Raw genomic sequence first — 14,408 nt, forward strand, 5'->3', positions numbered from 1 at the left:
CCTCATGTCTGCAGCGACCATCCAGGCCCCGAGTCGGCAGCCCCGCACGCGGGTGAAGCGACGCCGCACCGGCGCACCCATCCACGTCGCCCTCATCGCACTCGTCGCGATCGGACTCCTCCCTTACCTCTTCGTGCTCACCACGTCGGTGAAGACCAATGAGCAGTTCGCCACCAGCTACTGGGTGCCGTCGTTCCCCCTGCACTTCGAGAACTACGCGACGGCGTGGAACCAGATCGCCCCGTTCATGCTCGTGTCGATCGTGGTCGCCGCGGCCTCCATCGTGGGGATCGTCGCGCTCAGTCTGCTCTCGGGCTACGTGTTCGCCCGCTTCCAGTTCCCCGGCCGCCGGTTCTTCTTCACGCTGGTGATCGCACTGCTCATGGTGCCGAGCATCGCGAGCCTCATCCCGCTGTTCGTGATGATGCGCGACATGGGCCTGCTCAACACCCTCTGGGTGCTCATCGTGCCGCGCATCGCCGGAGGAGCGGTGCTCGGCACCATCCTCATGAAGACCTTCATCGAAGGCATCCCGCAGGAGCTCTTCGACGCGGCCCGTGTCGACGGCGCCGGCGCGGGCCGCCTGTTCCGCTCGATCATGCTGCCGCTGTCGCTGCCGGTGGTCGGCACCGTCTCGCTCCTCACCGTCATCGGGGTGTGGAACGACTTCTTCTGGCCGCTGCTCACCGTGACCGACAACGCCCTCAAGCCGGTGAGTGTCGGGCTCCTGTTCTTCCGCGGCCAGGCGGGCACCGATTACGGGCCGATGTTCGCGGGCTACATGATCGCGAGCCTCCCGCTGCTCCTGCTGTTCCTCTTCCTCTCCAAGTACTTCCTGGCCGGAATCCAGGGCGGGCTCCCGGGCTCGCACTGACCGCACCGCCGGCCGTCACATCACCACTCACACAGAAGGGCACTACAACGATGTACCGCACGCTCAAACCGATCATCGCGATCGGGGTGGTCGCAGCCACCGCCCTGGCGCTCGCCGGATGCGCCCCCGGCGCCGATTCGGGCAAGACCACCATCACCCTCGCCGGACCCAACCAGTGGAACACCGACGCGCAGAGCTTCGGGCCCGCGTGGGAAGACCTCGTCGCCCGCTTCGAGAAGGCCGAGCCGAACATCGAGGTGAAGACCGTGGTGCTGCCGCTCACGGAGTTCTACCAGACCCTCTCGACCCAGCTCGCCGCTGGAACCGCGCCCGAGCTCATCTTCAACCAGGTCTCGCACAAGCCCGACCAGGTCGTCGCACTCGACGACTACTTCGCTCAGCCGAACCCGTACATCGACGGCAATGAGGAGTGGATCACCGCCTTCAACCCCGACTACATCGGTGGCGAGGCGAACGTGGGTCGCAATGCGGCGCAGCACTACGAGTTCGTGCCGTTCAACCTCTTCCTGAGCGGCATGTACTACAACAAAGACGTGTTCGCCGCCGCGGGCATCGACGAGCCGCCGGCGACCTACGGCGACCTCATCAAGGACTGCAAGGCGATCAAGGCGGCGGGGTACACACCGCTCGCGTTCGACAACAGCTATCTCGCCCAGGCGAACGTCGTGAAGCCCATCACCTCGATGCTGCTCACGAAGTACTTCGACGAGCTCAACTTCTACGGCCCTGACGGCAAGCCCGGCACCTCGAAGCAGATCTCGGTGAAGGACTTCTCGAAGGGCGTGCTCACCGGGGAGTTCACCCCGCAGAACACCCCGGAGATCGGCGAGGCCTTCACGCTCGCCAAGCAGGTCGTCGACGAGTGCGCCACTCCGAACTGGTCGGGTGTCGCGAGCACCGGGGCCGCCTTCACCGGCGCCCAGGAGTTCCTCGCCGGAAAGGCCGGCATGTCGTTCGGTGCCAACTTCTCGGCCAACAGTCTCGAAGCCGTCGACTGGGAGTACGGAACCCTCCCGTTCCCGACCGTCACCAAGGAGGACAGCCCGCTGTCGACCGGTGAGGGCGCTCGTTCGGGTGCGAACACCGGTGGAACGAGCTACATGATCCCGGCCACCGTCAAGGGCGACAAGCTCGACGCCGCGGTCAAGTTCTTGCAGTTCGCCTCCAGCCCCGACGGCATCCAGCCGTGGCTCGACGAGACCGGCGGCATCCCGGCCCTCGCCGACGCTGATCCGGCACCGGGACTCGAAGGGCTCACGACCGGCGACTGGTCGCTCAGCCCCACGGTTCCCCAGCCGGCGCTCCTGCCCAAGGCTCTTCTCGGTCAGGCGATCTACACGGGCTACCTCACGGGCAACAAGTCGCTCGACGACCAGCTCGCCGAGACGCTCGACCAGTGGACGACGAGCGCGAAAGAAGTCGCCACCGACGGCAAGTGGACCGACGACTGGGCGCAGCAGTAGCACCCCACCCGCACACGCTCTGGCCCGCGATCCCGCATCGCGGGCCAGAGCCGCATGAGGAGGCACGATGATTCGAGTAGGTCTGGTCGGCTGCGGGTGGTGGGCGGCGCACGCTCATGTGCCGGCGATCGACGCGCATCCGGATGCGGCGCTCGTCGCCGCGAGCGACCCCGACCGGGAGCGCCTCGCCACGGTGACCGCCGGGTCTCCTCAGGCGCGCGGGTTCGCCACCGTCGAGGAAATGCTGGCGGTGAGCGACCTCGACGTGATGGTGGTGGCTTCGCCCGCCGCCTTCCACGCGGGGGCCGCCCGGGCGGGCCTGCTCAGTGACGTGAGCGTGCTCGTGGAGAAGCCGTTCACCCTGCGCGCCTCCGACGCCCACGAGCTGGTGCGCCTCGCCACATCGCGGCGCCTCGGTCTCTCGGTGAGCCTCCCCTACCAGTACACGGCGGCGGCGCGAACCCTTCGCACCCTCCTGGCCGAGGGCACGATAGGCGATCTCGTCGGCGTGCACGCCGTGTTCGAGTCGTACGCCGCCCCTCTTTATACGGGTGACGTCGACGAGTACCTGAGACGCGTGAACCGCCCGCACGCCCTCGCTCCCCTGCCCGGCACCTACGCGGATGCGGCGGTCGCCGGGGGCGGTCACGGCCAGTCCCAGACGTCTCACGTGGTGTCGGCGATCCTCGACGCCACCGGGGCCATGCCCGAGCGGATCGCCGCGGAGAGCGTCTTCGTCTCCCCCGGCATGGACACCGCCAACGCCATCTCGCTGCGGCTCTCCGGTACGGCGGTCGCGACCGTCTTCTCCTCGGGTGGGGCGCTTCCCGGCCTTCCCGCGCAGCAGACCGTCACCTACCTGGGCACCGCGGGCTCCGCGCGACACGACCTCGCAGGAGCGACGCTCGACTGGGCGACACCCGACGGTGCGGGAGGCCACGTCGAGCCGGGCGCCGGGGAGTCCGACTACCCGAACGGCGCCCCGGTGAGCACGCTCATCGATGCGGTGGCCCGGGTGCGCGCGGGGCACTCCGACGAGCAGCTGATGCAGCTCACCGCCGGCGCCGAGCGGGCCGCGCGGGCCGTCGAGGTGATCGAGCGGCTCTATCGAGAGGATGCGGGCCGTGACTGAGCGGTCGGCCGCAGTTCTGACGGTACCGGCGCGCGGATGCGATGACGGCCGGACGCGACCTCCCACACGCGATCTGCCACGTGCACGGTGGCCGTGGCTCCGACCGGGATCTCGGCGTCGATGACGAGGTCCGCCTCCACGATGCGCCAGCTCACGGCGGCTCGCCCGAGCGGGGTGAGTACTTGAGCGGCGGCTTCGGTGAGGCCGAGGCCGGGGCCGAGCACGGTCGGCTCGATGCGGATCTCGCGCCAGCCGGGGGCCGCCGGAGCGACGCCGGCGACCGAACCGAACAGCCAGTCGTCGAGGGTGCCGAGGAAGTAGTGGCCGTGCGATCGGGCTTCCGGGCTCCAGTGCTCCCACAGCGAGGTCGCGCCCGCCTCGACCCAGAGTCCCCAGCTCGGGTAGTCGGTCTGCAAGGCCACAGCGAGCGCCGTCGCCGCGTGACCGTAGCGGGTGAGTTGAGGCAGCAGATACTTCGTGCCGAGCGCCCCGGTGTTGAGGTGGTCGCCGTTCTCACCGACCAACCGGGCCAGGGTGTCGGCGACCGGCTGACGATGCTGCTCCGGCAGCAGATCGAAGGCGAGCGCGAGCACCTGGTGCGTCTGGCGGTCGCCCAGGTCGCCGACGCCGACGACCCGCCCCTTCTCGACGTCGAGGAACTCCTCGACGAAGCGGCGACGCATCCGCTCGGCGTGCCCGCGCCAGAACTCCGGGTCGCGCCCGGAGCCGACGACCTCTGCCGTCTTCGCCGCGACGTCGAGAGACGCGATGAGGAACGCAGTGGCCGCGATGCGCGTGTCTTCCGGCGCGTTTCCGCCGGCCGGGTCGGCATCCGGACTCACCCAGTCGCCGAGCGTCGTGTCGGCGATGCCCTCGGGCCACCGCGAGAGCTCGAAATCGAGGTAGGCGCTCGCGTCGGGCCAGGTGTCGGCGAGCACGCGAAGGTCGCCGCGCTGCCGGTAGATCTCCCACGGCACGAGCAGGAGCGACGCGTGCCAGGTGGGCGCGGGCGTCCAGTCCATCGACCAGCCGCCGTGCGGGGCGATCACCTCGGGTGCGCCGGCCCCGTGGCGCGATGCTCCGATGTCGTCGGCCCACTTGGCGAGCAGTTCGTGGCTGTCGAGGTTCAGCAGCATGAGCTCGGCGCCGAGCATCCCGTCGCCCGTCCAGCCGTTCTTCTCGTACTGCGGAGTGTCGGTGGGGAGGCCGTGGAGGTTGTTGAGCACGGTGTCGACGGTGAGGTCGTGCAAGCGGGTGAGGAGCGCGTTCGAGCAGCGGAAGCCGCCCGTGCGGGCGACGGCGGTGTGGAGCAGCTCGGCCTCGACGATCGGCTCGCGGGCCGCATCCGGCTCCGCCTCGACCTCGAACTCGACCTCCACGTAGCGGAATCCCTGGTAGCCGAAGCGCTGCGTCCAGCGGAGCGGCTCCCCGGCGAGGGTGACGCGGCACTCCTGGAACCGCCCCGCGTAGTAGCCGTGCGGATCGTCGTTGTCGGGTCGCCCGTCGGCCCGCAGCCGCTCGGCGGCACGCACGGTCACCACCTCCCCCGCCGCGCCGTCGAGCTGGAGGCGCACGCGCCCGGCGATCACCCGGGGGAAGGTGAACAGCCACCGGCCCGCGGCCGTCTGTTCGATGCGATCGGGCGCGAAGGTCTGCGGCACGGCGATGGACTGCTGGCGCTGATTGACGCTGCGGCCCCGCGGGCCTCGGGCGGCTGTGACCGGCGCCCATCCTGCGTCGTCGTAGCCCGCATCCGAGAAGCCTGGGCGGTCGGCGCGGGCGTCGAAGTCTTCGCCGCCGTAGAGGTCGTCGTAGCGGGTGGGGCCGTCGACGGCCCGCCAGCCCTCGTCGGAGATCACGAGCACCTCGTCGCCGGTGACGATGAGAATGCGCGTACACGGCTCATCGTGCCACGGCGCGGTCTCCCACTCCCACGTCGAGTGCGCTGCCATGCCGTAGAAGCCGCGGCCGAGCTCGACCCCGATGGCGTTGCGGCCGGGTCTCAGCAACTCGGTGATGTCGACCACGCAGTACTGCGCGGTGACCTCGTAGTCGGTGAACCCGGGCGCGAGGTCGAAGCCGGGCACGGGCACCCCGTTGATCTCGGGTCGCGCGTAGCCTCCGGCCCCGACGACGAGGTAGCTCGGGGCGGCCGTGGGCTGCACGGTGAAGTCCCTTCGCAGCAGGGGCGCCGCGCCCCCGGGCGTCGGGTGGCTGATCCACCGGGCTCCGCGCCAGTCGCCGTCGAGGAGGCCCGTGACGAACGTCGACGACGCCTCGGCCGTGCCGCGGTCGGTCTCGACGGAGACGCTCCAGTCGTACCGGGTCAACGACCGCAGCGCGGGGCCCTCGTACTCGATGTCGACCCCCGCGCCACCGTCGGAGTCATCGCGCCGCCACAGGCTCTCCCCACCGGGGGCAGACACCTCGATACTCCAGCGGCGAATGTTCGCGCCCGTCTCCCCCGCCTCGACGATCCACCCGAACCGGGGCGTCACGTCGACCCCGAGCGGCTCCTCGGTGTGCTCGACGGTGAGGTGTGTGAGGCGGGTGAGCCGCGCGGCCATCGCGCGCTAGCCGATCCGGTAGCGGTCGAGCGCGTCGTCGTCGACGTCGAGGCCGAGACCCGGCCCCGACGGCACGGTGATGCGCCCGCGGTCGATGCGCCACGGATCGTTCCGCAGCACGGAGCGGTTCAGGCTCCACGCCTCATCCGGTTGCAGCCCCGGCGGGATGATCGCGAGCTCCTGCCATTCCGGCCCGATGAGCGCGGCGGCCTGCAGCCACCCCGGCAGCCGCAACCCGCCCGTGCCGTGCAGGCACACCGGCACTTCGAGCGCCTCGGCCATCGCGGCGACGCGCACGGTGGGCAGGATGCCGTTGGCGATCGACGCATCCGGCTGGATCACGTCGAAACTCCCCGCCGCGAGCGCCGCCGCGAACTCGGCGGGCGAGGTGTACCCCTCCCCGCCCACGATCTGCATCTCGAGCTCGTCGGCGAGCCGGGCCTGACCCTGCAGGTCGTACCGGTCGAGCGGCTCCTCGAGCCAGCGCACCCCGATGTCCTGCAGCTCCCGCGCCTCGGCGAGCGCCTCCTCGTAGCTCCAGGTCGAGCCCGAGACATGGGCGGTGCGGTCGACCATCAGGGTGAAGTCGGGCCCCGTCGCCGCCAGGATCGCCTCGCACAGCCGCGCGTTCTCGCCGAGGTCGCGCCAGCATCGGATCTTGAGGCCTTCGAACCCCGCCGCCTGGTAGGCGAGCACGGCGTCGACCGTCTCGGCGTGGCTGATGTGGGCTTGCGAGGGGTCACCCGGCCAGACGACGGTGACGTATCCCTTCAGCTCCCGCATCCGGGCCCCGCCGAGCAGGGCGTGCACCGGTTCGCCGAGGGTCTTGCCGAGGGCGTCCCAGGCCGCGTGCTCGGCGCCGGCGCCCCGGTCGAGGCCCCGCCGCAGCATCCCGTCGATGTCGGTGACCGCCGACCCCTCGGTCGCCGCGATGATCGTCGGCCAGACGGTGCGATCGATGGAGGCGGCGAAGCTGTGCCCGCGCATCCCCTCGCTCGTGGTCAGGCGCACGACGCAGTAGCGGTGGAAGTACCCCGCAGCGACCTGCTCGGGCGTGGCCGGCAGGTTGATGGGGAAGATCTCCGTGCGGGCGATCGTCACGCCTGCGGTTCTCGACTGTGAGCCATCACTCATGATGTCGAACTCTAGCGGCGTCGGAGAGATGATGGCCAGCACAAAGTTCTGTCTGATGAACTTGCTATCACTCTGATGAACTTCTTGGTAGGGTGGCATCGCTTCCCCGTGATCGGGTGACTCCGATGCGACGATGCGAGACGAGAGGACATCGACCGTGCGAACACTGGTGCTGGAGAGATTCGGGCGCATGGCCCTGGCGGATCGCCCCAAGCCGAAGCCTGCTCTGGGTGAGGTACTGATCCGGGTGGCGTTCACGGGCATCTGCGGCTCCGACATCCACGGGTACACCGGTCACAACGGCCGTCGGTCGGTGGGCCAGGTGATGGGCCACGAGACCTCGGGCACGATCGAGGCGTTCGGGCCCGATGGCGCCCCCTTCGGGCTCGAGGTCGGCGACGCGGTCACCTTCAACCCGGTCGTGCTTCCGCTGGAAGACCGGTTGGAGTTCACCGACCGCGAGCAGCACTCGCCTCGCAAGTCGGTGATCGGTGTCGACCCGGCACGGTACGCCTCGTTCGCCGACTACGTCGTGGTTCCCGCGGTCAACGTGCTGCGGCTCGCCGACGGCATGCCCGTCGAGCACGGCGCCCTCGTGGAGCCGACCGCCGTCGCGCTGCACGCCGTGCGCCGCGCCGGGGTGACGGGGCGAGAGCGAGTGCTCGTCATCGGCGGCGGCCCGATCGGGCAGTCGGTGGTGCTCGTGCTGCAGGCGCTCGGCGTCGCCGAGATCTACGTCAGCGAGATCAGCGCCGGTCGCCGGCGGCTCATCGAGGAGCTGGGGGTGGCTGCCATCGACCCCTCGGCGGGTGACCCCGTCGACGCGCTCGGCCGGCGCGGCGGCCCCGTCGATGTCGTCATCGACGCCGTCGGCAGCACGCGCTCGCTCGCCGACGCACTCGAGGGATCGGTGCTCGGGGGAACGGTGTGTCTCGTGGGCATGGGTGAGCCGCAGGTGCGCCTCGACGCCTTCCAGATCAGCACCGGCGAGCGCACCCTGGTCGGCAGCTTCACCTACTCGGCCCGCGATTTCGCCGACGCCGCGGCGTTGGTGGCCGGCAACCCGCTCACCGCCGACGCGCTGATCAGCCGCGTCATCGGGCCCGAGAGTGCCGACGAGGCGTTCACGAATCTGGCCAACGGCGACGAGATTCCGGGCAAGGTGCTCGTGTCGTTCGCCCCGGTGCCCGAATACGCGAAGTGAGGATGCGCGTGACGCAGCGACTGGTCTTCATCGGCGACAGCATCACCGAAGACGGGCGGCACATCGACGACCCCTACGACCTCGGAACCGGCTACGTGGCCCGCGTGGCGCGTCGCCGCAGCGAGGCAGGGCACGCCGACGTCGTGATCAATACCGGCATCGGCGGCCACCGGGTGGTCGACCTCGAGGCCCGCTTCGACCGCGACTGCCTCGAGCACGAGCCCGATCTGGTGTCGATCCACGTGGGCATCAACGACACCTGGCGCCGCTACGACGGAGGCGAGGCCACCTCGGTCGAGGCGTTCGAGGCCGCGTACCGCAGCATGCTCACGAAGGCGACGGATGCGGGTGCCCGCCTCGTTCTGATCGAACCGTTCCTCCTCGCCCTCCGCCCCGAGCAGTCGGAGTGGCGGGATGACCTCGACCCCAAGATCGAGGTGGTGCGGGCACTCGCCAACGAGTTCGACGCCCAGCTGGTCGCCGCCGACGTCGCCTTCACCCGGGCCGGGTGGGAGCGAGACCCGGCGGGCCTGCTGTGGGACGGCGTGCATCCGACCGATGCCGGCCGCGAGCTGCTGGCGCGCACCTGGTGCGAGTCGGTGACGCTCTGACATGCTGCTCGGGGTTCAGTACTACCGCCCGCCGTCGCCGGACGAGTCGCTGTGGGAGCAGGACATTGCCGCCATCGCCCGGGCCGGGTTCGGCACGGTGCAGCTCTGGCTGATCTGGGGCTGGGTCGAGACCACGCCGGGCGAGTTCGAGTGGGGCGACTACGACCGCCTGATGGATCTCGCGCACGCGAACGGCCTCACGGTCGTCATCAGCACGATCGCCGAGATGCAGCCGGCGTGGGTGCTGAGGCGGTATCCGGATGCGGCGATGGTCGACCACCTGGGGAGGGTCACGCCGTCGACGACCCGCGTCGAGGCGCAGGCCGGGGTGACGCCCGGTGGCTCGTTCGACGACCCGCGGGTGCTCGGGCACATGCGCGACTTCCTCGAGGAGGCGGCGCGGCACTTCGCGTCGCACCCCGCGCTGGTGGCGTGGGACTGCTGGAACGAGAACCGCTGGGCGATGGAGGGCGACGGCTATCTCGACTACAGTCCCGCGAGCATCCGGGCGTTCCATGAGTGGCTGCGCTCGCGATACGGCGACCTCGACGGGGTGGCGCGGGCATGGCGGCGGCGGTTCGGGTCGTGGGACGACGTGCAGCCCGGACGCAAGCCGGGGCTGCCCTACACCGATCTCGTCGCGTTTCAGCGCTTTCTCACGGAGCGGGCGGCGGTGCACCTGCGTTTTCGGCGTGACGCACTTCGGGGGGTCGACCCCGTGCATCCGATCTCGGCGCACTGCGGCGAGCCCTCGGTGAACTCGGCGGGGAGCCTGTTCGAGCAGCCCCTGTCGCGGGGCAACGACTTCGCGCTGGCGGCGGAACTCGACGGCTACGGCACGTCGAGCTTTCCGCACCTGCAGGGCATGTCTCTTCTCGACCTCGGGGTGCGCATCGAGGCGACGCGCAGTGCGGCCGGCGATCGGCCGTTCTGGCTGGCCGAGCTGCAGGGTGGCGGGGGGCGGCTCGGCCATCACGTGCTGCCGGCTGTTCGGGTCGACGAGCAGCAGCGGTGGCTGTGGAACGGGATCGGCCGCGGCGCCAAGGGCACCATCATCTGGCAGTGGCGCGACGAGGTGCTCGGTCGGGAGTCGGGGGGTTTCGGGTTCGCCGGCGACGACGGGCACGCGAAGGCGCGAGCGGAGGCGATGGCACGCACGGCGTCGGTGCTCGCGTCGCACGAGGAGTTCTTCGACGAGTACCGACCGGAGGCGGCTCAGGTGGGAGTGCTGTTCCTCCCCGACACGTACTACCTCGAGTGGGCGCAAGACGGCACCTTCGGCGTGCAGGCGCGCGAGAGCCAGCTGGGGTGGATGCGCGTGTTCGAGGAGCTGCAGGTGCCGTACGAGGTGCTCGACCCCGATCATCTGGCGCGGCTCGACGACCTGAAGCTGCTCGTGTTGCCGTGGCCGCTCCACGTTCCCGCGCCTGCGCTCGCGGCGGTCGCTGCGTGGGTGGATCGGGGTGGGATGCTGCTGACCGAGGCGGATCTCGGGGCGTTCGACTCGGAGGCGTTCTATCGTCCGCCTGCTTCTCGCGACGGTCTCGCAGCACTCTCGCTGGGGCGGCGGGCTGTACCCGCCTCCGAAACGATCTCGGTGGAGCTCGACGGTGCTCGCTTCGAGCTGCCGGCCGCGAGCTGGGTCGAGCACTACGACGAGACGGGTGCGCGGGTGTTGGGAGTGGACGACGGCCACCCCGTCGCCGTGGAACGCACTCTCGGTTCGGGCTCGGTCATCTCGGTCGGCACCTTCCTCGGCCTCGCCCACAGCCTGCTCCCGTCCACCGCCGTGCTCGACTTCGCCAGCCTCCTGGTGAGCCGCTCCGGCGTCGCGGTCTCGGCGCGCGTGCGTGGCAGCGGGTCGGCCACCGACGGCACGACCGTGCAGTGGCGCCGTGGCACGAGCGGCGCCTGGTCGGTCCTCTTCGTCACCGGCGCCCCCTCCTCCGAACTCCACATCGACATCCCCGCCCTCGGCGACGTCACCACCCTCGAAGAACTCACGGACGGCCGCGCCACCCTCGTCCGCCACCGCCTCGTCATCGCCCTCTCCCCCACCGGCACCGCCGTCATCCGCTGGCGCTAGCCCCCTCACGCTGCGCGCGGACAGCATCACGGCAGTGTTGGTTGCCGATGCGATGCTGTGCGCATGAACGATGGCTACGCGGGCGCCCTGAGAAGCGCGTCGGGTGCGCCGTTGCACGCTTGGGTGGATGAGTCCGTTCACGTGGGGAATGAGTTGTATCTGCTGGCCGCGGCCGTAGCACCGCAGAACTCGAGGCTGCTGGAAACGTGTCGGCTGAGCCTGCAGGCCCTCGCTCGCGATCGACGCCGTCGACTGCACTGGAACAGCGAGGAAGAGCGCGACCGTCTCGCGATCGTGCAGGCCATCGCTGAGATGCCGCTCACCAGTATCGTCGTCACCGCGACCCGACTCGATCCGCGGCGACAGGAAAGAGCGCGCCGAAAGCGCCTGGAGCGCTTGCTCCATCACCTGGCCGCGAAGGAGGTCGAACACGTCTGGCTCGAGTCTCGCGATGCGATCGGCAACCGTCGAGATCTCGCGATGGTCGCCAGCCTGCGAACGACTTTCGCCCTCGCCGAATCGGTTCGGGTAGATCACGCCCGGCCGCTCGACGAGCCACTTCTCTGGGTGCCCGACTCGGTGGCCGGAGCAGTGGTCGCCGCACACAACGGTCAACTCCTGTACCGAGACCCACTGGACGCCGTTCTCGAAGAGATCGTGTTCGAGCTCTAGAAACGCGAAGACCGGGTCCCGTCATGCGGCGGGGATCCCGGTCTCACTTCCTCGCACCCCTCGGGGGGAGGCTCGCCATCATTCTACAGACCCTTCAGGAGCCCATCAAGGTCGCGACCCCACGCCCATCAGTATGGGCGGCGCACGAGAACCGCCGCTGACGGCGGCCGGCGCGCTAGGACCAGCTCACGACGAGGGAGCCGGTGACGTGGGGGAGGGTGAGGCGGCCGTCGGCCAGGTCGGGGGTGACGTCGTGGGGGGTGACGGGGTCGCCGATGAGGTTGAGGGTGGCCTGGTCGTCGCGGAGGAGGGTGACGTGGGTGGCGGTGCGGGGGACGGTCACCGTGACGTGGGCGTCGGTGAAGCCGGTGGCCTTGAGGGTGCGGGTCATTGAATACGGGTAGGGAGGGAGTTCGCGGCAGGTGAGGGTGGCGGCGTCCTGTTGCTGTACGAAGATGCGGGCCTCGGCGTGGAGGGTCTTGCCGAAGGAGTATTCGGTGTGGCCGTCGGCGTACCAGGCCTCGAGGCCGGTGAAGACGGGGGCACCGAGGGGGAGACGGTAGCGGACCCGGGTGGTGGTGTCGGCGAGGTAGCCGTTCAGCCAGGTGGCATCGGTGTGGTGGTGCAGGGACTGCACGGCAACGCGTGAGGTGATGTCGCGCCGGGTGAAGCGGCAGGACAGTCCGAGCTCGCCGAGCACCCGGCCGAGCACGGCGCCCGCCTCCTCGAACTCGCGCGGGTCGAGGGGGCGGGAGTGGCGGAAGCCGTGGTCATCCATGGGGGCGCGGTCGAAGGTCGAGGAGCCTCGCACCCACGCCCACGATCCCCGCCGGGTGGCGTACGCCCGCACCTCGGAACCCGAGCGCACCGATGCCAGCACCGTCGCATCCGGTGTCGCCGTCTCGCGTACGGGGCCGCCCGACAGGGTCGACGAGTGGCGGAGAACACGACCGAGAGGGTGAGGCCCTGACACGACCGCATCGGAGTCGAGTGTGGTCTCGAGAGAGAGGTCACCCTCGAGACCGTCGCCCAGAGTCACCCCGAGCAGGCTGCGACCCCGCTCATCCGCCCGGTCGGCCGCGCCGTAGGCCAGCACCCGAGCACCCCGCCCGCTCGCCAGTGTCTCGAGCAGCGAGAGCACCCGCCCGCGCAGCGCCCGCGTCGGCACCACGAGAATCCGCCCGTCGAGCGAGCCCGCCGCGACGGCCGCCGCGAGCGAGCGCGTCGACACCACCGTGTTCACCGGGGCACCGGCATTGATGGCGGCCGTGAGGTACCAGTCCTCGAAGTACGGGTGCCGCACCGACGACGGGTCGGCCACCGCATCGTCGGCGTACTCGTCGAAGGGGTAGACCCACACGACCGGGCCCGCCGCATCGGGCGCCGACTCGAGCGCACGCAGCACGTGGCCGCTCACCTCGCGGCCGGCACGCGCATCCAGGCCCCCTCCTTCGGTGTCGATCGAGAGGAACTGCACATCGGATGCGGTGCGCACGACCCCGCGCGAGTCCAGTCGCGAGACGTTGAGCGGGAGGTAGATGTCGAAGGGTTCGCGGTTGTAGAAATCCCACCAGGGGTTCTGCCAGAACCACGGGTCGTTCACGTAGAAGCGGAAGAGGAACCCGTCTGACGGCACCTCGGCGATGCGCGAGAGGTAGCCCGACAGCTCGATACCGAAGTCCTCGTTGAGCGGGCCCCAGGGCGAGTTCGGCGGCGGGTTACGAAAGCGGCCGGCCGCGTAGATCTCGCGGGTGGGCACGGCGTCGCCGCCCAGGTCGATGCCGGTCGAGAAGTTCGTGCCCCGCACCTCGACCGGGAAGGGGCACTCACGTAAGAAGGCGCGCCAGAACCCTTGCAGCGTCGCCGAGACCTCGGGCACGCGGTCGCTGAGGAACTCGTCGCCGTTGTAGGTCTCGCCGAGCGGGGTCCACGAGTAGGCGCTGAAGCCGAAGCCGTTCGAGAGCCAGAGGTAGTCGAAGCCCATCTCCGCGAGGTACGACGCGGCCTGCCGGCCGAGGAACTCGCCGAACGACGTACCCTCCGGCACACCGTCGGGGTACCCCGCGAACGCCCGCTCGTCGGCGTGCAGCACCGAGTTGGCGCGGATCATCTTGATCAGCTTGCCGAGGCGCTCCTCGTCGTCTCCGGCGACGATCTCCGGATGCTCCTCGAACTTGAAACGCGAGGTCGCGAACTCGGGCCCCGGGTCGAACGTCGCGCCCACCGTCACGGGGACCCCGAGCATCCGCTCGCCCACTCGGCGGATCGTCGCCACCAGGCGATGGATGTCGCGGTAGCGGAGCGGATGCACGTCGGGCCGGAAGGGCTGGGCGGTGTTGTCCGGAGTGACGGCGTGCGGGTAGGCGCCGTACTCGGTGTTGGAGAAGCCCACCGAGCTCGCCCAGGTGACCTCGCGGTCGAGGTCGAGGTTCCATTCCAGGATCTCGCTGCCGTCGGAGATCCAGAGCAGGACGGCCGCCGACTCGGCCGCAGCGAGGAGGTCGCGCCACTGGTCGAACATGGTGGCGGCCGTGGACTCGAGATCGCCCTCCGACCAGGATGGGAACGGCTTCAGCGATGTTTCCAACCCGACTCGCGTGAGGCTGCGGTGACTCATTCGATCTCCCAATCTGCGGTGATCAGT

At 70.0% G+C, this 14,408-nt stretch carries 10 protein-coding genes; 7 read left to right on the forward strand and 3 right to left on the reverse strand.

The window, feature by feature from the left end:
- Nucleotides 1–4: 4 nt before the first annotated feature.
- The 3 genes from HL652_RS16765 to HL652_RS16775 all read left to right on the forward strand — a co-directional run bounded on the left by HL652_RS16765 (nt 5) and on the right by HL652_RS16775 (nt 3,490).
- The gene (locus HL652_RS16765) at nt 5–874 is read left to right on the forward strand and encodes a carbohydrate ABC transporter permease (protein ID WP_171706362.1); all 870 of its coding nucleotides are present in this window, start codon (nt 5–7) and stop codon (nt 872–874) included.
- A 50-nt stretch (nt 875–924) separates the two neighbouring features.
- Nucleotides 925–2,358, forward strand: a complete 1,434-nt coding sequence (locus HL652_RS16770; RefSeq protein WP_171706363.1) for an ABC transporter substrate-binding protein — start codon at nt 925–927, stop codon at nt 2,356–2,358.
- A gap of 67 nt (nt 2,359–2,425) precedes the next feature.
- Entirely contained in the window at nt 2,426–3,490 is a 1,065-nt protein-coding gene (locus HL652_RS16775; protein ID WP_171706364.1) for a Gfo/Idh/MocA family protein, read from the forward strand.
- Here the strand turns inward: HL652_RS16775 and HL652_RS16780 are convergent.
- Nucleotides 3,463–6,057 carry a family 78 glycoside hydrolase catalytic domain gene (locus HL652_RS16780; protein ID WP_171706365.1) on the reverse strand — a complete coding sequence of 865 codons (2,595 nt, stop codon included), beginning with the start codon at nt 6,055–6,057 and terminating at the stop codon, nt 3,463–3,465. The genes HL652_RS16775 and HL652_RS16780 overlap by 28 nt on opposite strands.
- Before the next feature lie 6 nt (nt 6,058–6,063).
- Nucleotides 6,064–7,191, reverse strand: a complete 1,128-nt coding sequence (locus tag HL652_RS16785) for a mandelate racemase/muconate lactonizing enzyme family protein (protein WP_171706366.1) — start codon at nt 7,189–7,191, stop codon at nt 6,064–6,066.
- A 190-nt stretch (nt 7,192–7,381) separates the two neighbouring features.
- Here HL652_RS16785 and HL652_RS16790 point away from each other — a divergent pair, with 190 nt between their 5' ends.
- The 4 genes from HL652_RS16790 to HL652_RS16805 all read left to right on the forward strand — a co-directional run bounded on the left by HL652_RS16790 (nt 7,382) and on the right by HL652_RS16805 (nt 11,764).
- Entirely contained in the window at nt 7,382–8,395 is a 1,014-nt protein-coding gene (locus HL652_RS16790; RefSeq protein ID WP_171706367.1) for a zinc-dependent alcohol dehydrogenase, read from the forward strand.
- 8 nt (nt 8,396–8,403) lie between these two features.
- Nucleotides 8,404–9,006 carry an SGNH/GDSL hydrolase family protein gene (locus HL652_RS16795; protein ID WP_253743404.1) on the forward strand — a complete coding sequence of 201 codons (603 nt, stop codon included), beginning with the start codon at nt 8,404–8,406 and terminating at the stop codon, nt 9,004–9,006.
- Nucleotide 9,007: 1 nt separating this feature from the next.
- Nucleotides 9,008–11,092: a beta-galactosidase gene (locus HL652_RS16800; RefSeq protein WP_171706369.1), complete on the forward strand. Its 2,085-nt coding sequence runs from the start codon at nt 9,008–9,010 to the stop codon at nt 11,090–11,092.
- A 63-nt stretch (nt 11,093–11,155) separates the two neighbouring features.
- Nucleotides 11,156–11,764, forward strand: a complete 609-nt coding sequence (locus tag HL652_RS16805) for a hypothetical protein (protein ID WP_171706370.1) — start codon at nt 11,156–11,158, stop codon at nt 11,762–11,764.
- 175 nt (nt 11,765–11,939) lie between these two features.
- Here the strand turns inward: HL652_RS16805 and HL652_RS16810 are convergent, their stop codons facing one another.
- The gene (locus HL652_RS16810; RefSeq protein ID WP_171706371.1) at nt 11,940–14,381 is read right to left on the reverse strand and encodes a hypothetical protein; all 2,442 of its coding nucleotides are present in this window, start codon (nt 14,379–14,381) and stop codon (nt 11,940–11,942) included.
- Nucleotides 14,382–14,408 lie beyond the last annotated feature (27 nt).

The organism is Herbiconiux sp. SALV-R1, assembly GCF_013113715.1.
GTDB lineage: Bacteria > Actinomycetota > Actinomycetes > Actinomycetales > Microbacteriaceae > Herbiconiux.

What these genes read in the sequence shown, in the direction of transcription:
- HL652_RS16810 (WP_171706371.1), bottom strand. Translation starts at nt 14,381, where the DNA reads ATGAGTCACCGCAGCCTCACGCGAGTCGGGTTGGAAACATCGCTGAAG.
- HL652_RS16785 (WP_171706366.1), bottom strand. Translation starts at nt 7,191, where the DNA reads ATGAGTGATGGCTCACAGTCGAGAACCGCAGGCGTGACGATCGCCCGC.
- HL652_RS16770 (WP_171706363.1), top strand. Translation starts at nt 925, where the DNA reads ATGTACCGCACGCTCAAACCGATCATCGCGATCGGGGTGGTCGCAGCC.
- HL652_RS16775 (WP_171706364.1), top strand. Translation starts at nt 2,426, where the DNA reads ATGATTCGAGTAGGTCTGGTCGGCTGCGGGTGGTGGGCGGCGCACGCT.
- HL652_RS16780 (WP_171706365.1), bottom strand. Translation starts at nt 6,057, where the DNA reads ATGGCCGCGCGGCTCACCCGCCTCACACACCTCACCGTCGAGCACACC.
- HL652_RS16800 (WP_171706369.1), top strand. Translation starts at nt 9,008, where the DNA reads ATGCTGCTCGGGGTTCAGTACTACCGCCCGCCGTCGCCGGACGAGTCG.
- HL652_RS16765 (WP_171706362.1), top strand. Translation starts at nt 5, where the DNA reads ATGTCTGCAGCGACCATCCAGGCCCCGAGTCGGCAGCCCCGCACGCGG.
- HL652_RS16790 (WP_171706367.1), top strand. Translation starts at nt 7,382, where the DNA reads ATGGCCCTGGCGGATCGCCCCAAGCCGAAGCCTGCTCTGGGTGAGGTA.
- HL652_RS16805 (WP_171706370.1), top strand. Translation starts at nt 11,156, where the DNA reads ATGAACGATGGCTACGCGGGCGCCCTGAGAAGCGCGTCGGGTGCGCCG.